The 19,292-nt window shown below is 59.3% G+C and carries 14 protein-coding genes and 2 tRNA genes; 4 read left to right on the forward strand and 12 right to left on the reverse strand.

Features of this window, described 5'->3' with window-relative positions:
- Positions 1-43: 43 nt before the first annotated feature.
- The 3 genes from M2367_RS06640 to M2367_RS06650 form a co-directional block, all read right to left on the reverse strand.
- Positions 44-688, reverse strand: coding sequence for a glutathione S-transferase family protein (locus tag M2367_RS06640; RefSeq protein WP_259236195.1), 645 nt, complete (start codon positions 686-688; stop codon positions 44-46).
- Positions 689-880: 192 nt separating this feature from the next.
- Positions 881-1,417, reverse strand: coding sequence for a hypothetical protein (locus tag M2367_RS06645; protein ID WP_259236196.1), 537 nt, complete (start codon positions 1,415-1,417; stop codon positions 881-883).
- Positions 1,414-3,420 (reverse strand): alkyl/aryl-sulfatase, encoded by a 2,007-nt coding sequence (locus tag M2367_RS06650; RefSeq protein ID WP_259236197.1) that lies wholly within the window; start codon positions 3,418-3,420, stop codon positions 1,414-1,416. The genes M2367_RS06645 and M2367_RS06650 overlap by 4 nt, the downstream gene beginning before the upstream one ends.
- A 730-nt stretch (positions 3,421-4,150) precedes the next feature.
- Here M2367_RS06650 and selD point away from each other — a divergent pair.
- Genes selD through M2367_RS06665 form a run of 3 tightly spaced genes read left to right on the forward strand, consistent with a single transcriptional unit; the run spans position 4,151 to position 6,953 of the window.
- Complete coding sequence (selD, locus tag M2367_RS06655; protein ID WP_259236198.1) at positions 4,151-5,188, forward strand: selenide, water dikinase SelD; 1,038 nt, start codon at positions 4,151-4,153, stop codon at positions 5,186-5,188.
- Positions 5,185-6,315 (forward strand): tRNA 2-selenouridine(34) synthase MnmH, encoded by a 1,131-nt coding sequence (gene mnmH, locus M2367_RS06660; protein ID WP_042042384.1) that lies wholly within the window; start codon positions 5,185-5,187, stop codon positions 6,313-6,315. Before selD ends, mnmH begins: the two co-directional genes overlap by 4 nt.
- Positions 6,309-6,953 (forward strand): MBL fold metallo-hydrolase, encoded by a 645-nt coding sequence (locus M2367_RS06665; protein ID WP_259236199.1) that lies wholly within the window; start codon positions 6,309-6,311, stop codon positions 6,951-6,953. The genes mnmH and M2367_RS06665 overlap by 7 nt, the downstream gene beginning before the upstream one ends.
- A gap of 176 nt (positions 6,954-7,129) precedes the next feature.
- On the opposite strand, the gene rplY is transcribed toward M2367_RS06665, so the two are convergent.
- From rplY to M2367_RS06690, 5 genes are all read right to left on the reverse strand, one after another.
- Positions 7,130-7,417, reverse strand: a complete 288-nt coding sequence (gene rplY, locus M2367_RS06670; RefSeq protein WP_005908201.1) for a 50S ribosomal protein L25 — start codon at positions 7,415-7,417, stop codon at positions 7,130-7,132.
- A 108-nt stretch (positions 7,418-7,525) separates the two neighbouring features.
- Entirely contained in the window at positions 7,526-8,308 is a 783-nt protein-coding gene (locus M2367_RS06675) for a hypothetical protein (RefSeq protein WP_259236200.1), read from the reverse strand.
- Positions 8,309-8,383: 75 nt separating this feature from the next.
- Positions 8,384-12,271, reverse strand: a complete 3,888-nt coding sequence (gene hrpA, locus M2367_RS06680; RefSeq protein ID WP_259236201.1) for an ATP-dependent RNA helicase HrpA — start codon at positions 12,269-12,271, stop codon at positions 8,384-8,386.
- A gap of 151 nt (positions 12,272-12,422) precedes the next feature.
- Positions 12,423-12,845, reverse strand: a complete 423-nt coding sequence (locus M2367_RS06685) for a CBS domain-containing protein (RefSeq protein ID WP_042042380.1) — start codon at positions 12,843-12,845, stop codon at positions 12,423-12,425.
- Between the two features lie 72 nt (positions 12,846-12,917).
- Complete coding sequence (locus M2367_RS06690; protein WP_042042378.1) at positions 12,918-13,988, reverse strand: helix-turn-helix transcriptional regulator; 1,071 nt, start codon at positions 13,986-13,988, stop codon at positions 12,918-12,920.
- A 1,026-nt stretch (positions 13,989-15,014) separates the two neighbouring features.
- On the opposite strand from M2367_RS06690, the gene M2367_RS06695 reads away from it, so the two are divergent.
- Complete coding sequence (locus M2367_RS06695; RefSeq protein ID WP_259236202.1) at positions 15,015-16,280, forward strand: amidohydrolase; 1,266 nt, start codon at positions 15,015-15,017, stop codon at positions 16,278-16,280.
- 102 nt (positions 16,281-16,382) lie between these two features.
- Here M2367_RS06695 and yjjG read toward each other — a convergent pair whose 3' ends face one another.
- From yjjG to M2367_RS06715, 4 genes are all read right to left on the reverse strand, one after another.
- Positions 16,383-17,057: a pyrimidine 5'-nucleotidase gene (gene yjjG, locus M2367_RS06700; RefSeq protein ID WP_224432830.1), complete on the reverse strand. Its 675-nt coding sequence runs from the start codon at positions 17,055-17,057 to the stop codon at positions 16,383-16,385.
- A gap of 171 nt (positions 17,058-17,228) precedes the next feature.
- Positions 17,229-18,719, reverse strand: a complete 1,491-nt coding sequence (locus tag M2367_RS06705) for a M17 family metallopeptidase (protein WP_404972859.1) — start codon at positions 18,717-18,719, stop codon at positions 17,229-17,231.
- Positions 18,720-18,947: 228 nt separating this feature from the next.
- Positions 18,948-19,024, reverse strand: a tRNA-Met gene (locus M2367_RS06710).
- A gap of 80 nt (positions 19,025-19,104) precedes the next feature.
- Positions 19,105-19,181, reverse strand: a tRNA-Met gene (locus M2367_RS06715).
- Between the last annotated feature and the right edge of the window lie 111 nt (positions 19,182-19,292).

Here is a 19,292-nt window from a genome sequence, read left to right on the forward strand (position 1 = left end):
CTCGCCATCACAGTGCCGGTCACCATTGGCCTGGCCAATGTCGCTAATCCCGCGCGGGCGCCCCGAGCGGAAAATAGTGGCGGTAGGGGCGCGCCTCGTCCACGGTGCGCGCGATGGAGGGGTGACTCAGCAGCCGAGCGCGATAGTCCCGCAGCCGGGTATAGAGAGAGGGGATCTCGTGGGCCCAGTCGGCATAAAAGAGTGAGGGGGCGGCGGCGCAATCGGCCAGGGTGAAGCGATCGCCGGCTATCCAGCAGCGTCCGACCAGGCGATCGTCGAGCCAGGGGTAGATCCTGCCCAGCAAATCGCGCGCCTGTGCCACCCCAGAGGCATCCTTGTCACCATCTGGACGCAAGCCGTCCAGTACCACCTTCTGCATCGGCGTCATCACATAGTTGTCGAACAGGCGATCGAGCATGCGAACCTCTAGCCCCGCCTCCCCCTCCGGGATCAGCTGAACGGGGCTGGGGTGACAGTGCTGGAGGTACTCGATGATGGTACTGCTCTCGAGGATGGTGCGGCCATTGTCCAGCAGCACCGGGAAACGCTTGAGCGGCCAGAGGGCGACAAGCTCGGCGTTGGCCGCCGGATCTTCGAGGTTCCGATAGTCAAACGAGATGGCATTCTCGTAGAGGGCGATCAGCACTTTCTGGCTGTAAGACGAGAAGGGGTGGGCGTAGAGTTTCATGAGGCATTCTCCTCAAACACTGTGATGGGCTAGATCCAGTCTATCCCTTCTCCCGACCTTTACCGTCCGGCAGCACTGGACAGCCCATATGTGGCACCTAGCGAGCCCTCCCTGGTTAACTCCCTGTCACGTCGACATCGCGCCAATAAAAAAGCCGCCTGACTGGCGGCTTTGTTCGTTATGAAGCGCATCTCAGCTCTCGGCAGATCTCGTGGCCAAGGCCTGATCCAGTTGCTGCAAAAAAGCACCATCCGCATCATTGTTGACCGTCATGACCCCCAGATGTATCGCCTCCTTGGCGGAGAGGCGACCCGCCAGCAAGGCATCGATGGTTGCCTCGCTCAGCAGCACCACCCTGTCACCCTCGACGGGCCCCTGGGTGTGACTCTGCAACAGCAGGGTCTGCTTGCCCCTTAATCGTGACCAAAGCCCGGAGTCGACCAACAGTATCGACACATTGCCCGGGATACCGGTCGTTTTCAGGGTTGATCTAAGCTGGTTCAGCCATTGATAACTACGGCCAAATCCCTCTTTTCCCGTGATGGCCAAAATGGGATCCAATTTGTTGGCAGAGATGGCAGTTGCCGTCGCCAGCGCAACATCGAAAGAGCCTGGCCAACTGAGCTGGAAGGGATTATCCCAGGCCATGTCATAGCCGCAAGCCCTGGTCGTGGGGGAAGCCCCCAGGACCAGGGCGCAGAGCAGGAGTCGAGCTAATGGCTTGATCATGGGGTAACGATGTTGAACCAGAACTCGAAGTTGTCCAGATAGCTGAGCACTTCCTTGAGTTTATCGGCATTGCCGTTGATCTTGATGTCCCCTGCAGCCACCGCCTGTTCGAAGGTGGTCTGCTTGAGCAGCAGGTTATTGAGCACATCGCGCGAGAGCGTGATGGTCGCATCGGCCTTATCGTCCTGGGCATTGGCGGTGTTGTTGAGCACACCATTTTCCAGCTCGATCTTGTACTTCCCTCCTTGATCACCGAAGTCGAAGTTCAGCATTGCATGGGCATTGCCCGCCTTTTCACTGTTCAGACGCACTGCCAGGTAGTCAAAGAACATATCCAGTGACATGGCACGCACCGTATCCGGGCTGGCGGTATTCGGGGTAGCCAGCTTTGTGACACCCCCGCGTAGCTCCTTGGCTCCAGTCAGGTAGAAGTTGCGCCACGGGCCGGATTCGGCCTGATAACCCATTTGTTCGAGGGCATCGGCTTCCAGGGCGCGAGCCGCCTGGTTATCCGGATCGGCAAACACCACTTTGCTCACGACCTGAGCCACCCAGCGATAATTGCCTTGAGCAAAATCCTCTTTCGCTTTTTTCAGGATATTGTCGGCTCCCCCCATGTAATCGACATACTTCTTGGCGGCCTCCACCGGCGGTAGCTCATCCAGGGTGGCCGGGTTACCGTCAAACCAGCCCAGATAGAGCACATAGGTCGCCTTGACGTTGTGGCTGATGGAGCCATAGTAGCCCCGGCTTGACCAGGTGTTGGCCAGGTTGTCCGGCAGCTTGAACTTGGCGGCGATTTCGTCACGGGTATAGCCGTGGTTGATCATTCGCAGGGTTTCATCGTTGATATAGCGATAGAGGTCGCGCTGGGACTTGAGCAGTGTCGTGACCTCCTCGTTCCCCCAGGTAGGCCAGTGGTGCTGGGCGAAGATCACCTCAGCCTTGTCGCCCCACATGGTCAGAGCCTGATTCAGATACTTGGACCAGGGCAGCGGCTCGCGGATCTTGGCGCCACGCAGGGAGTAGGTGTTATGCAGGGTATGGGTGGCATCTTCGGCCGCAGAGATGGCCTTCTTCTCTTCGATGAACCAGAGCATCTCGGCTGGCGCTTCGGAGCCCGGTGCCATCATGAATTCATAGGTCAGGCCATCGATACTCTCTTTCTGACCCGTCTTGGTGATGTAATTCGTTGGCGCAATCAGGGTCACGGTACCGGCGGACGTGGTGGTACCAAGCCCGGCCCCCACCTGCCCCTTGGCATCAGGCGGCAGCAGGTTGCCATACATGTAGCTGGCGCGGCGACTCATGGCGTTGCCAGCCATGATGTTTTCGGCTACGGCCGCCTCCATGAAGCCCTCGGGGGCATAGACCTTGACTTTGCCGGACTTGACGTCCTCTTCATTGACTACCCCTTTGACGCCGCCATAGTGGTCGACGTGGCTGTGGGTGTAGATCACGGCCTTGACCGGTTTGTTGCCGCGATGCTTGTAGTAGAGATCCAGACCAATTTTGGCTGTCTCCGCCGAAATCAAGGGATCCACTATGGTGATGCCATCCTTGCCTTCGATGATGGTCATGTTGGACAGATCGAGGTTGCGCACCTGGTAAATGCCATCCGTGACCTCAAACAGACCACTGATGTTGATCAACTGCGACTGGCGCCAGAGGCTGGGGTTGACGCTATCGGGTGCCTTGTCCCCCTCCTTGATGAAAGCGTATTTGGCCGGATCCCAGATCACATTGCCTTGCTCGCCCTTGATCACTGCATCTGGCAGCGCGGCGATAAAGCCTTTATGGGCATTGGTGAAATCTGTCTTGTTGGCGAAAGGGAGCTGCTTGTAGAGGGCATCATTGGCCGCCTTGGTCGCTGTCGTTGCCTCTTTCTGAACGGCAGATTCTGCCGCGAAAGCGGGCCCCTGCATGGCAAGCAGGATGGCGCTGCTCAGCAGCAGTCGCCCCTTCATGGCCGATTTTTTAGGGAGATTGACACTCGAATTCATAAGGTATTCCTCTGTCATGGTTAATGTTTTTCCAGAAGGTCGTGCTATATGAAACCATCGCACATCAGCCTAGTGCAATTGAGGACTGTGGGGATCATTAAGATAAATACCGTCAGGTCAGGATCCGACATGGGACACGCCCGTTCCCCCTTGACCCGACGTCACTCTCACCCCTTGCCCCCGTCATCATGAAAAAAAACCAGCAAACGCAGCCACAGCGCATGAGTTGTCTGATGTAAAACCACGATGCAGGGGGAGGTCTGGATTTGATAAATTGCGAAGACCCCCTCGGCTCCAAACTACACTTAACCATGTGTTTTATCAAAAGTTTCTTTTTACTTACTGCTATGCCGTACAGCCTTGGTTAATGCCCGTCCTGCCGCCCTCATGGCATGCGCGTTGTCAATGGCAACCCACTTAAATTCGCCTCGCCTCGGACAAGTACCGACATAGCCGCCACCCTGCCTGGGTCAAATTCCAGTTCGAACCCCTTATCCCCTTTGTGGCATAATGTCCCGTCCTGTGGCCCTTGGCGGGGCTGCTCTGGCGCACCTTGTCGCCCCTCCTCCCCGTCCGGCCTGGTTGCCATTCATGGCGACCTGACATCGCTGCCCCCGTTGGCACCGAGGCCACCCGTATTTGCGGTGCATTGTTGCGATACCGGCTGTTGCGACAGAGCCCGCGCGTTTATCAAGATGGCGCCACGAGCGCCTCTGCATAAGGGGTAACTATGTCTTCCATTCGTCTGACCCAATACAGCCACGGCGCTGGCTGTGGCTGCAAAATCTCTCCCAAGGTGCTCGACACCATTCTCAAGAGCCAGATCCCGGGCTTCGATGATCCCACCCTGATCGTCGGCAACAGCAGCAAGGATGACGCCGCCGTGGTCGATATCGGCAACGGCCAGGGCATCGTCTCCACCACCGATTTTTTCATGCCCATCGTCGATGACCCTTTTACCTTTGGCCGCATCGCCGCCACCAATGCCATCAGCGACATCTACGCCATGGGCGGCAAACCCATCGTCGCCATCGCCATCCTCGGCTGGCCCATCAACACCCTGGCGCCTGAAGTGGCACAGCAGGTGATCGATGGCGGTCGCCAGGTGTGCCACGAGGCGGGGATCTCCCTGGCCGGCGGTCACAGCATCGATGCCCCCGAGCCCATCTTCGGTCTGGCGGTGACCGGCATAGTGCCGCTTGATGCCATCAAGCAGAACGACACCGCCCAGGTGGGCGACATTCTCTATCTGACCAAGCCCCTTGGCATCGGCATCCTCACCACGGCCCAGAAGAAGGGCAAGCTCAAACCCGAGCATGAGCAACTGGCCCCCGAGGCCATGTGCACCCTCAACAAGATTGGTCAGCAGTTTGCGGCCCTGCCCGGCGTGCATGCCATGACGGATGTGACCGGTTTCGGTCTGGCGGGCCACCTGCTGGAGATGTGCGAAGGATCCGGGCTGCGCGCCAGATTGAACTTCAAGGCGCTGCCGCTGCTGGACGAGGTGGATTACTACCTGGATGAGGGCTGCGTGCCGGGCGGTACCCTGCGCAACTTCGACTCTTATGGTGACAAGCTCGATGCCATGAGTGATCGCACCCGCAATATCCTGTGCGATCCCCAGACCAGCGGTGGCCTGCTGGTGGCCGTCGGTAAAGAGAGCGAGGCCACGCTGCTGAGCATCGCCCGTGCGGCCGGGCTCTCCCTCTCCCCGGTCGGCGAGCTGATGGTCAAGGATGGCGAACGCTTTATCGAGGTCATTCAATGAGTTCGCTGCCACTCGCCACGGACTTGGCCACTATTTTCCTCAAGGATGTGCCACTCATCGACCTGCGCGCCCCCGTCGAGTTCAAGGAGGGGGCCTTCCCCCATGCCGTCAGCCTGCCGCTGATGACCGATGAAGAACGTGCCAAGGTCGGCACCTGTTACAAGCAACAGGGCCAGGCGGCCGCCATTGCCCTCGGCCACAAGCTGGTGGGGGGCGCCGTGCGGGCAGCGCGTCTCGATGGCTGGCTGGCGCAATTGCGCCAGCAGCCCGATGCCCTGCTCTACTGCTTTCGCGGCGGCCTGCGCTCCCAGACGGTGCAGCAGTGGCTCCATGAGGCCGGGGTCACCCGCCCCCGGGTGGCCGGTGGCTACAAGGAGCTGCGCCGCTTTCTGATAGATACCCAGGAGAGCGCCTCGGCCGAATGTGGCTGGACAGTGCTGACCGGCATGACCGGCTCCGGCAAGACCCATATGCTGGAGCAGGTTGTCCAGGCGGTGGATCTGGAGGGCCATGCCCATCACAGGGGCTCCTCCTTTGGCCAGTTGCCGGGAGGCCAACCCAGCAACATCAACTTCGAAAACAAGCTGGCCATCGAGCTGCTCAAGCGTCGTCACCTGGGCGAGCGGGCCTTCGTGGTGGAAGACGAGAGTCGCCTCATCGGCCGCTGCGCCCTGCCACTGAGCCTGTATGAGGCCATGTGCCAGGCCCCGCTGGTGGTGGTGGATGTGCCCCAGGAAGAACGTGCCGAACAGATCCGGGTCGACTACGTGCAGGATCTCTGGTCACGCTACCAGGAGATGCACGGGCCAGAGGCTGGCTGGCCGCTGTTTGCCGGCTACCTGACCGAAGCCCTGGCGCGCCTCAAGAAGCGGCTCGGCGACAAGGATCACCGGGAGCTGGATGGCTTGATGCAAACAGCCCTGGCGGAGCAGGCCAGCAGCGGCAATACCGCGCTGCACCTGGCCTGGATCCGGCTGTTGCTGACTCGTTACTACGATCCCATGTATCTCTATCAGCTCAACAACAAACGCGAGCGGATCCGCTTTCGCGGTGACAAGCAGGCCTGCCTCGCCTTCTTCGCCGAGCAGCATGCCGCCGAGATCAATCAGGAGCGATCCCCATGTTGAAGTTCGAGGTGATCCCGGTCACCCCTTTCGCCCAGAACTGCTCCCTCATCTGGTGTGACGAGACCCGCCAGGCCGCGCTGATCGACCCCGGTGGCGAGGCTGACAAGTTGCTGGCCGCCATCGCCCGGCACGATCTGGTGCTGGCGAAGATCATCCTGACCCACGGCCACCTCGACCACGTGGGCGCCGCCGCCGAGCTGCGCGAGCAGACCGGGGTCAAGATCATCGGCCCCCACCAGGAAGATGCCTTCTGGCTCGACATGCTGCCCCAGCAGAGCCAGATGTTCGGCTTCCCCCACACCCCCGCCTTCAGCCCGGACGGCTGGCTGGCGCAGGGCGACAAGGTGACAGTCGGCAACTGCGAGCTGGAGGTCTATTTCTGCCCCGGCCACACCCCGGGTCATGTGGTATTGCTCAGCCAGCGTGAGCGGCTCGCCTGGGTCGGCGATGTGCTGTTCGCCGGTGGCATAGGTCGCACCGACTTTCCCCGTGGCGATCACGCCACCCTCATTCGCTCGATCACCGAGACCCTGTTGCCCCTCGGCGATGACATCGTCTTCGTGCCGGGTCACGGCCCCAGCTCGACCTTTGGCCGCGAGCGAGTCAGCAATCCCTATCTCACCCAGCCCGTCTGGTGATCAAGGGGGAAGCACCCCGAAGGGCGGCTCCCCCTGCTTGTGGAGGTGATAGGTGGCGGCAACCTGCCGAAACACTGAGCGGGCAAGGCACGCTCGCCACCCGCCTTTCAAGTGAAAAGCAGACATAAAAAAACACCTCCACAAGGGAGGTGTTTTTATCACGTGCTAAGCGAGGCTTAGACGCGGATGAAGTCCATGTGCACCAGCTTGGCTTTCACCGGGTGACGCTGGATAGCCTTCACTTTCACGTTGACTTCTTCACCGTTCACTTTCAGGGTCAGCACGGATTCGTAGAACTCCGGCTTGGCTTGGGCGATGATGAATTTTTTGTGGTCAACAGTGATGGACACTGCTTCTTTGCCTGCACCGTAGATGATGGCAGGAACTTGGTCAGCATGACGCAGGCGGCGGCTCGCACCTTTCCCCAGGTCAGAACGGACTTCAGCTTCGAATATGAAAGACATATTGGTTATCTCTATGTAGATGACTTTATGATGCTGACTGCGACCGATCAGCACCTCGCAAAACGAGCGCGGATAATAGCATGGCTATCACGGCAGTGACAAGACAGGTTACAGACTGCCATCGAGTCGATTGAACTGCTGATGACGCTCGGCGGGGCTGAGCGCCTCGAAACGGGCCAGCAATTGTGGCGCCGGGCAGCGCAGGGCATCCCCGGTCTTGACCACAGGCTTGACTCCCAGCTGCTGGCGATTGGTTTCATAGAGCGCCAGCAGATAGCTGTAGGTGTCCCCGCCCTCCCCCTTGGCCAGGGTGCTGGCGATGCGCCACAAGGTCTCGCCGGGTGCCACCCTGTGACAGATGCCACCGCTCTCCTCCCCTCTTGCCAGGGTTGACTCGACCCGTTCCGGTTGGCCCTGAGGCTGTACCTGCCCCTGATGGGGCATCCGGTCACTGAGCAGGGGGGATGCCAGCAGGAGGCCATATTGATTGGGAAGTGTGAACTCGGGCAGCACGGGCACATGGCTGGTGGCCTGTTCGAGCCGCTGCTCCTGATTGAGCGTGGCCGGTTTCGCCGGTTCAACGCTGGCGATGCCATAAGCCATCTCGTCGATACGCTCCAACCGGGCCAGATAGGCACGGGAAAGCTGGGCCTGCCCCTCGAACAAGTCGAATGGAGGGACCAACCTGGCCGGGAACAGCACTTGCCAATGCCCCTTGTATTGGCGACTGGCCAGGGGGGGATACTGGTTGCCGTGCCAGGCGGCAAAGATGGGCGGTGGCGCCTGGCGCAGCGGATAATATTCAGGGTTCAGGCTGACCCAGGTCTGCTCGGCAATGGGTTGATACCCACTGATGTTCACCAATGCCATCCCTAACCAGAGTCCAAGCATGCCTGCTCCTTTTTATCTCGACTAATCAATGGCTAGCAAGGCGACTTTCCCTGTCAACCCCGCCGTGCCATCAGGTTAGCACTGAGCGATGGCACTCTGCACCCGTTTATCCGAGACCGGATAGGGGGTGCCCAGTTGCTGGGCAAAGAACGACACCCGCAGCTCCTCGATCATCCAGCGGATGTTGGCCACCTCGGGGGGGATCGGCTGGGACTTGGGCATCTTGGCAAGCAGCGCCTTGTAATCGTTCTCGACACTCTGCACCTTGAGCATGTAAGCCCTGTCCCGATTGGGATCGATGGCCAGCTTCTCCATGCGCCGCTCGATGGCGCGCAGGTAGCGCAACAAGTCAGGCAATCGCTGCCAGCCGGTCTCGGTCACGAAGCCCTTGTGGATGAGCTTGTCGAGCTGCAACTGGATGTCGGACATGGCAAAGGCGGTATCGAGCTGCATCTTGCCCTTGAGGCGCTTCTTGATATCAAAGGAGAGGGTCAGCACGGCTTCCACCTGGCTAGCCACCTCCACCACGGCATCATTGAGCTCGGCGCGCACATACTCCTTGAGCGCCTCGAAACCCGCCTCGTCCCAGGCCAGGCCGCCGTGGCGCTCGATCAGCTTGTCGCAGCCGCAGGCTATGCAGTCGTCAATCAGCTCCGCCACCTTGCCGAACGGGTTGAAATAGAGCCCCAGCTTGGCCTTGTTGGGCAGCTTCTCCTGCAGGTACTTGATGGGAGATGGCACATTGAGCAGGATCAGGCGGCGTTGGCCCGCCCACATCAGCTGCTGCTGGGTCACCGGACTCTCCACCAGCTGGATGGCGACCGAATCTTTCTGATCCACCAGCGCCGGATAGGCCTTCATCTCAAAGCCACTGCGTTTCTGGCTGTACTCCTTGGGCAGCTCCCCGAAGCTCCACAGGGTAAGGCCGGACTGCTCGATGTCATCATCCGCGACCTGGGAGAGCGTCTCCTGCACCCGGCCACGCAAGGACTCTTTGAGCGCCTCCAGATCCTTGGCCTCAGCCACCTTCTTGTGTTTGTCGTCCACCACCCGGAAGGTGAGTTTCAGGTGATCGGGCACCGCCGCCCAGTCCCAGGCCTCACGGGGCACTGTGATGCCGGTCATGCGCCGCAGTTGGCGCTCCATCTCGTCCAGCAGCGGCCCCTGCTCGGGATTGATGCTGGCGAGCAGCGCATCGGCATAGTTGGGGGCCGGTACGAAGTTCTTGCGCATCGGTTTGGGCATCGACTTGATGAGGGCCACCAACAGCTCATGACGCAGACCCGGGATCAGCCACTCGAAGCCTTTCACTTCGACCTGGTTGAGCAGCGGCAACGGGATATGCAGGGTGACGCCATCGGCCGCCTCCCCCGGCTCGAACTGGTAGGTCAGCTTGAGCTTGAGGCGCCCCTGCTGCCAGAAGTTGGGGTAATCGAAGTCGCTGATGTGGGCGGCATTCCCCTTCATCAGCATCTCTTTCTCGAAGTTGAGCAGATCGGGGCTCTGCTTTTGCGCCTCCTTCCACCACTTGTCGAAGTGACGGCTGGAGATGACATCCTCCGGCAGCCGCGCATCATAGAAGCGGAACAGGTCTTCGTCATCCACCAGGATGTCGCGGCGCCGCGACTTGTGCTCCAGCGCCTCCACCTCAGCCAGCAGTTTGCGGTTGTCGCTAAAGAAGCGGTGGCGGGTCTCGAAGTCCCCCTCCACCAGGGCGCGGCGAATGAACAGCTCGCGGCACAGGGCCGGGTCTATGGTGCTGAAGTTGATGAGACGCTCATTGACCAGCGTCAGGCCGTAGAGGGTCACCTTCTCCTTGGCCATGACGGCGCCGCTTTTCTTCGACCAGTGGGGATCGCTGTGGTGCAGCTTGATGAGGTGCGCCGCCAGGGGTTCCACCCACTCGGGTTCAATTTTGGCGTTGACCCGGGCATAGAGGCGCGAGGTCTCCACCAGTTCGGCGGCCATCACCCACTTGGGCGGCTTCTTGAACAGTCCCGAAGCCGGGAAAATATGGAAGCGACCATTGCGAGCGCCGAGAAACTCCGGCTTTTCCAGATCCTTGTTGCCGATGTGGCTGAGCAGGCCGGTCAGCAGGGCGCAGTGTACCGTCTTGAAATCCGCAGGCTCGGCATTGCTCTTGAAGCCCAGCTCTTTCACCGTCTGGCGCAGCTGGAAGTGGATATCCTGCCATTCGCGCACCCGCAGGAATGAGAGGAACTCCTTCTGGCACAGGCGACGGAACGGGTTGCTGCCCAGGAGATCCTGCTGCTCTTTCAGGTAGTTCCACAGATTGACGAAGGCGAGGAAGTCGGACTCCTTGTCCTCGAAGCGCCTGTGCTGCTCGTCGGCGGCCTGTTTCTTCTCCATGGGGCGCTCGCGAGGATCCTGGATGCTAAGGCCGGCGGTGATCACCATCACCTCGCTCAGGCAGCCGGTTTGCGCCCCGGTGATCACCATCTTGGCGAGCCGTGGATCGAGAGGAATGCGCGACAGCTGGCGACCGGTCTCGGTCAGTTGCAGCTTGCCGTCCTGCTCCCTGTTTGCAGGCAGCGCCTTGACCGCCCCCAGCTCGTTGAGCAGGGAGAGGCCATCCTTGATGTGGCGCGACTCCGGTGGCTCGACGAAGGGGAAGGCCTCCATGTTGCCCAGCCCCAGCGCCAGCATCTGCAAGATGACGGAGGCGAGGTTGGTGCGCAGGATCTCGGGATCGGTAAAGGCGGGCCTGTTGTTGAAGTCCTCCTCCGAGTAGAGGCGGATGCAGATACCGTCGGCGACCCGGCCACAGCGGCCCATGCGCTGGTTGGCGCTGGCCTGGGAGACGGGTTCGATGGGCAGGCGCTGCACCTTGGTGCGCCAGGAGTAGCGGCTGATGCGGGCGGTGCCGGGATCTATCACGTAACGGATGCCTGGCACCGTGAGGGAGGTCTCCGCCACGTTGGTGGCGAGCACGATGCGCCGCCCGGCGTGCTGCTGAAACACCCTGTTCTGCTCGCTGTTGGAGAGGCGCGCATAGAGCGGCAATACCTCGGTGTCACGCAGCCCCAGCTTGTTCAAGGCATCGGCGGTGTCGCGAATTTCCCGCTCGCCATTCATGAAGATGAGGATGTCCCCCAAGCCCTCTTTGGCCAGCTCCTGCACCGCATCGAAGATGCCCTGCAACTCATCGCGATCGTCACCCCCTTCCGGGCGCGGCTGATAGCGCACCTCCACCGGATAGGTACGGCCCGATACTTCGATCACCGGCGCCTGGTTGAAGTGGCGGGAGAAGCGCTGGGGGTCGATGGTGGCCGAGGTGATGATCACCTTGAGATCGGGGCGCCTCGGCAGCAGCTGCTTGAGATAGCCCAGGATGAAGTCGATGTTGAGGCTGCGCTCATGGGCCTCATCGATGATGATGGTGTCGTACTGGGTCAACATGCGGTCGTGCTGGATCTCCGCCAGCAAGATGCCGTCGGTCATCAGTTTGATGTGGGTCTGCTCGCTCACCTGATCGGTGAAGCGCACCTTGTAGCCGACATATTGGCCGAGCTCGGACTTCATCTCCTCGGCGATGCGGGCCGCCACGGTGCGGGCCGCCAAGCGGCGCGGCTGGGTGTGGCCGATGTAACCTTTCACCCCGCGTCCCAGTGCCAGACAGATCTTGGGGATCTGGGTGGTCTTGCCCGAGCCGGTTTCCCCGGCGATGATCACCACCTGATGTTCTTGAATCGCCTTGGCGATCTCCGCCTGCTTCTGGCTGACCGGCAGGTTGTCTGGATAAGTAACGGCGGGCACCCCGGCCAGGCGAGACTGGTAACGCTGCTCGGCGGCGTCCAGATCGGCGGCAATGGTTTCCAGCACAGACTCTTGCTTGTCTTGTGGCAGCTTCTTGACCCCATGAAGTCGACTGGATAGACGGCGGGCATCCAGATTCATGCAGGCAGAAAGACGGCGGCGCAGCGCCTCGATAGAGAGAGACAAGGTACAGATTCCTTATAGAAAGCCCGCTGGGGGCCATATCGATAGCTGGGGCAGATCCTAAAGAGCGGGCGGGAGCGGTGCAAGCATTAACGCGGTCAGGTTGCGGGTCAGGATAAAAGCAGGGGAAGACCCCTGCCTCGGTGAAGAGCTGTCAGTGGTGAGCCCGGGGAAGGAAGCAGGTATCGAGCTGATTGTGAATGGCCTTCATCACATCATGGCGACTGATGACCCCCACCAGGCGGCCGCCCTCCAGCACCGGATACATCTTGGGTTTCTGACCCAGCATCATCTCGGCCAGCTCCAGCATGCTGGTGTCAGGGTTGACCGTCAGCACATCCTTGCGCATCACATCCTTGACCTGAGCCACCTGCTCGCAGTGATAGGCCTCCTTGAGCATGACGGAGATGCAATCTTGCTCAGAGACCCAGCCTATCAAGTGACCTGCCTCATCGATGACAGGGCCGCCCAGTTGATTGCTGTTGATAAACTTGGCGACGGCAGATTGCACCATCATCTCAGCCTTGAAGGTGATGGGCCTCACCTGCATATAGTCCTTGGCCATTAATGCTTTCATGTTGAACCCCCTAAGAAATCTGGCTCGGCCGCCTTATATTGGCGGCCTCATGTCTAGCATAGCTCGCCGATGTCAGGAGATGGATTGCAGCAGCAACAACAGCTCGCTCTGGCTGTGACAATCTGTCTTCTTGAAGACCCCTTTGAGGGTGGATCGCACCGTTTCCACTTTCACGCCCCGTAATTGGGCGATGTCATTGCTGCTGTATCCCTTGCTCATCAGCATCAGCAGCTCTTTCTCCCCTATGGTCAGTGGATAGAGACTGGCCAGGGCCTCGATATCGGGATTAAACGCATGCTCAGGGTCGCGCAGCACCAACTCCACATAACGCTCGAACCGGGTCAGGCCACTCATCAGGGTGCACTGGATCAACAAGGGCCTGAGATTGGATTGGCGGGGCACGGAAAGATAAGCGCTTGCCCCGGGCAGCAGATATGCAAAGCCGGCAAGCATCTCTTTGAATTGACGCTGCAGCTCCTTGCTATGCAGGGAGAACAAGCCCGTCAGGGTGCGCAATTCCACATTTTCATCCGTGATGCGGTTAAATGCCATGTTGGAATAATGGATATAACCCTTGCCATCAATGATGGCGCTCGGCTTATTGTGGTTACGCACCAGCTGTTGCAGCTGGTAATTCTGGGTTTCCAGAGCAAGCAGATTCCAATAGTGCTGACTCCAGGCCGCAAGACCGGCATAGGTATCGGCAACCAGATGCCTCTCTTGCAGGTTGAAATCGCTCTGGGCCCCACTGCGATAACCGCACAGAGAGCTCAAGCCATGATCCTTGACCCGGCACACGCCCCCTAAGGCAAACTGGGCGCCAAAGCTGGCGAGCAGGCCGGCGTTGTCGGAGATCTCGTTGGCGCTGACCACCCCCTGGCATCCTTTATCCAGGTAGTGATTGAACCAGAGATCCTGACGATGATGCTGCAGATAGAAATGCTGCTGAGCATCGTTCAAGCCGCTGGCAAACAGCTTGATCCCGTCGCTCTTGTCATCATCGCGCAATAAAAACAGGGTTGAACTGCCACCGAGATCATGACGAAACTTGTCCACGACCAGCTTAATGTCAGAATCATTAATACCGCATTCATATAATTGATTTATATAAGGCGATACCCTCTCGCTTACTAATGTTTTCACACCCGAACTCCTAATTCTTATTTTTATTGAGCAGGCATCTTACTCCGCATTGACTACAGCGAAAAGTAGCCAAATGAATAATTACAAGAGCAGCTGCCTCATTATATTTACAATTAAGTGTTCATCAGTCATCGCTTATTAAGCAAAGGCCCATACGATGTCGTCCCCCTGCCCTGTTGATCGCTTTCCTCCGCTCCCGCCTTGTTCGCTCTCCTTCTTAATAGGCTCCTTTCATGCTCCCCACACCTGGCTATCTGTCTGATCGCACCGCCCTGCTCTGTCGGGTCAAAGCCTGAGCAGTGTCATGGGGTTAGATAAGATCATAAAATCGACACCTACAAAAAATCTGCTTACAGAGGGGCATGGCACCGTATGACGGCCAAAAACAGCGCTCGGCGACAACTTTTGACTGGGCTGGATCGCCATTTACGCTCTCTAAAAGTGGGAAAACCTAAAAAGCCTCATTCAAAACCCATTTATAAACCTGTTATCAATGAACAATAAGCTATTGAAAATAATGGATTTAAAATAGTTTTCCGTCGAAACATTCCATTAACCACATCGACTTGGGTGCATTTCAAACACCAGCATGCAAAAACGGTCGCTTGGTTGCTCAAGCCATAAAAATGCCCCATTTATCACAAAGAGCCATTGTTTTAATCTCTCTTTGTGTTATCTTGGATCCATCAACAGCCAGCCAGGGAGAAAAGATATGACCGAATTCTTAGTTACAGCAGTTTTCACTGTGTTTTTCACTCTGGTCGCAGTTTCCCTGCCTTCACTGTCCCAGTTTTGAGCCATGCGAGGCGCCTTGTGCCTCACTGACTGACCAGAAAACGACTGTTTAATCGACACCAACTGTGACTTTTTCACGGTTGGTGTTTTTGTTTGTGCTTTTTGTGCCATTTCTGCATTTCCCCATGCTGCCCATGCTCGTCCGACCTCTTATGGGCGGCCCCATCACCGATTTACTCTGCCCCACCCCAGGGCCACAATAACCCTCTTCAGTTGTTCTCGGGATCCGTTATGACTATCGACACCCTGCGCCACTGGCGCCGCGATCTGCATCGTCTGCCAGAAGCCGCCTGGTGTGAATTTCGCACCAGCGCCCTCATCGCGCACCGCCTCAATGAACTCGGTTTCACCGTCATGCTGGGAGATGCCCTGCTGGCCAGTTCCTTGGTGATGGGCCGTCAGATCGATGTAGCGGCGCAGAAAGAGCGAGCCCTGCGCCAAGGTGCCAACCCCGACTGGCTGGCACGCATCGAGAGTCTGACCGGCGTGATGGGCCTGTGGGATAGCGGACGGCCCGGCCCGACGCTGGGGTTTCGTTTCGACATAGATGCCGTTGAGGTGGACGAAGAGAGTGGCGAGCAGCACCAACCCACCCAGGAGGCATGGCAGTCTCACAATCCCGGTTGGATGCACGCCTGTGCCCATGATGGCCACACCGCCATCGGCCTGGTACTGGCAGAGCGCATCATGACCCAGGCCGAGCAGCTTGGGGGACGCATAAAGCTGTTCTTCCAACCGGCGGAAGAGGGATGCCGTGGCGGCAAGGCGCTGGCGGCAGGTGGCCAGCTCGATGATGTGGACGTGCTGCTGGCGCTGCACATAGGCATTCATGCCACCAGCGGCGAGCTGGTCCTCAACCCTACCGAGTTTCTCTGCTCGACCAAGTTTGATGTGGAATTTATGGGGGAGTCGGCTCACGCCGGGCTCGAGCCCAATTCGGGCCGCAATGCCCTGGCGGCGGCCTGTATGGCGACCACCGCCATGCTCGGCATCCCCCGTCATCGCGACGGCATGACCCGCATCAACGTCGGCCAGCTCAGTGGTGGCAGCGGTCGCAATGTGATACCCGGCCAGGCTCGCCTGCAAGGAGAAACCCGGGGCGCCAGCCCGGCGCTCAACGACTATGTCTTTGGCCAGGTACAACGCATCGTCGAGGGGGCCGCCCTGATGCAGGGGGTGAGTTATCTCATTCGCAAGCAAGGGGAAGCCATCGGCATCCACAACAGCCCTGAGCTGATTGAAGAGCTGCTCCCCCTGGCCGCCGCCATGGCCCTCAATACGGTGCACACCCGCCGCTTCGGTGCCAGTGAAGATGCCGGTTTCCTCATCGAACGGGTGCAGCGCAATGGTGGTCAGGCCGCTTATCTCATCCTGGGTGCCGATCTCAGTGCGCCTCACCACCATCCCGCATTCAACTTCGATGAAACCGTGATGGAATCGGGGGTCAATCTGCTGGCGCGTTTTATCCAGCACAGGCTGGCCCGGCCTGATGAATAGGGGCAGGATCCCGCAATGACATAAAAAAACAGGCAGCCAACAAGAGGCTGCCTGTTTTGTTGAGCGGGACATCGTTGTTTTATCCCAGCATTATTACCGCCGTTATCCCAGGACTATCTCGGCCAGATGGCTGAAGTGGCGGATCTCGTGGGTCGGGGCACAGTCCCCCGCCTGACCCTGGGGGTTATACCAGCAGGTGGCCAACCCCATGGCCGCCGCGCCGGCTATGTCTGTCTTGGGATTGTCTCCCACCATCAGCACCCTGGCCGGATCCGGTCTCCCCATCAGCGCCAGACTCTGCTCGAAGATGGCCGCCGCCGGTTTGGTGACTCGCACCTCGTCCGAGATGATCAGCGGTGCGAACCAGTCGTGCCAACCAAGTTTGGCCAGACGGCCGCGCTGGGGCAGGCTGAAACCGTTGGTGATGATGCCCATGCTCACCCGCTCTTTCAGTTGCAGCAAGGTTTCCAGTACGCCATCCAGGGGCTGACTCAGGGCAATGATCTGCTGCAAAAAAGTATTATTCATGGCGAGGGGGTCGAGCCCTGCTGGGACGAAGGGGGAGAAACGGGTCTGTTGCAGATGCTGGGCATCTATTTCACCACTGTTGTACTGACCCCACAGTCGATGATTGAGCTCACGGTACTCACTCATCCGCGCCTCGTTCGCGACGATACCGTGCAGCTGCAAGGTCTGCTCCAAGGCGAGATCCACCGGGAAATCCAGCAGGGTTTCATCGAGATCAAAGAGTACCCAGTCATAAGATGGCGTCTTCATATCAATCCTTTACTACATGGAAAATGAACGCTGGCGCTGACCCGGCCAAACGGGCTCAACTGTGGTCAACCCCTGGCAATGAGTGGCCTTTCGAGGCCAAAGCCACTCATCTTTGACGAACGGGCCGACAAGCAGGGCACCATTATCAGCCAGGGCGCGGACGGGATCCAGTCAGGATCCCAGCTTGCCGGCCTGCCATTTCGCCAACAGGCTCAGCGTGAAACGTACCCCAAAGCCCGTTACCTCGCTGCCCACCACCCCATTGCCCCCCTTGTGGCGGTAGCCGGACAAGTCCAGATGTAACCAGGGGGTGTTGGCTGGCACGAAACGGCTGAGAAAACGGGTCGCATCGATATGATCCGGAGAGGCACCGGGGGCGCACTGCAACAGATCCGCCCATTCGCTCTCCAGCACCTCATCATAATCACTGTCGAGCGGGAAGGGCCACACCCGCTCCCCGCTCTCTTGCCCAAGCGCAATGAGGCAGGTCAGCCACTCGGCCTGGTTGGTGAAGGCACCGCTGTAACGGCTGCCCAGCGCCCGCTTGCAGGCGCCGGTCAGGGTGGCGTAGTCGATGATAAGATCCGGCTCGTCTCGCGCCGCCAGCGCCAGGGCATCGGCCAGCACCATGCGCCCCTCGGCATCGGTGTCCACCACCTCGATGGTGGTGCCATTGCAGGCGGTCACCACCTCACCAGGGCGATAAGCCGCCGGGCCTATGTGGTTTTCGGCGATGGCCAGCCAACAGTGCACCCTCACCGGCAGCCTGGCCCGGCTAATGGCGAGCAGGGTTCCCAGCGCCACGGCGCTGCCACCCATATCCAGGTGCATGCCATACATGGAGCCCCCCACTTTCAGGTTGTAGCCGCCCGAGTCGTGACAGATCCCCTTGCCCACCAGGGCCAGCTGCCGGGTGGCCCCTGCGGGTTCATAACTGAGCTTCACGATGGCGCCCTGGCCATCCTGAGAGCCGCGGCTCACGGCGAGAAAAGCCCCCGCCCCCAGTGCCTTCAAGGCTGCCTCATCATATTCCTGACACTGCCACCCCTCGACACCGGCCATCTCTTTCACCCGTTGCCGGTAGCCGGGCGCATCGAGCACGGAGGCGGGCAGCACACCAAGATGGCGGGCCAGGGCATTGCCTTCGGCCTCGGCACACAAACGCGCCACATCCAGGGGAAATGCGGGGGAGCTGGCGAGCAGGCGATAAGGGGTCCTGGCCTTGGCCTCGCGCTTCTGGCTCGGCAGCGTCACGTTGGCGGCCAGCAGGGAGGCAAGCAGTACCTCTCCGAGTCGGGCCCTCTCGGCGGGTTCGAACCCTTCCAGATGCAGACTCAGCTGCTCGGTCTGGTATTGGGCAAGGGGGGCTATCCATTGCCGGATCTGTTTGAAGCGCTCATGGCCTGTTCCCAGCGCCGGGCTGAAGATCAGGATAAGCAGCCCTTGCTGATCAGAAGAGTCGATGATCGGGCACAGATAAGGCCCCTCCTGCCCCAGGGCCGCTTGTAGGCTGGCCGCAACCAGCTCGGGGCGCGCAAGCAGCGTCTCTTTCAGACTCTGATGGCAGATCAATAACTTGAGGGGGGAACTCAGTTCCATAAACTGATCGAGATCCCGAGGATCGTTGTCTATCTTGGGGGCCTGATAGGAAAAATCGAGCATATGGTGCAGCCTCATCCATGAAAAAACAGAAGAGCGCCGATGATACCTGAGTGAAGGCAAAGATCGCCATGCTGCTAGCTCATTGAGCGGAGCGCTGATGGGATACAGACAATGAAAAAGGGCATAGATCAGTGACAGGCAGCGCGGTCGAACAACGAGCAGGCAACCCCGATGAGGGAGTCTAGCCAGCTAAAGGGGGAGCAATGGAGAGAGACGAACAGAATAAAATGGTTGCGGGGGCTGGATTTGAACCAACGACCTTCGGGTTATGAGCCCGACGAGCTACCGAGCTGCTCCACCCCGCGTCCGAATTGTCCCAAACTGGCAGAGCAGTTGCCAGCTTGAGTGCGCCTTGATGTTCATAGGTGAACAGCAAGACTGTGTGTGGTTGCGGGGGCTGGATTTGAACCAACGACCTTCGGGTTATGAGCCCGACGAGCTACCGAGCTGCTCCACCCCGCGTCCGAATTGTCCCAAGCTGGCAGAGCAGTTGCCAGCTTGAGTGCGCCTTGATGTTCATAGTTGAACAGCAAGACTGTGTGTGGTTGCGGGGGCTGGATTTGAACCAACGAC

It is taken from the genome of Aeromonas sp. BIGb0445, assembly GCF_024809075.1.
Classification (GTDB): Bacteria; Pseudomonadota; Gammaproteobacteria; order Enterobacterales; family Aeromonadaceae; genus Aeromonas; species Aeromonas rivuli.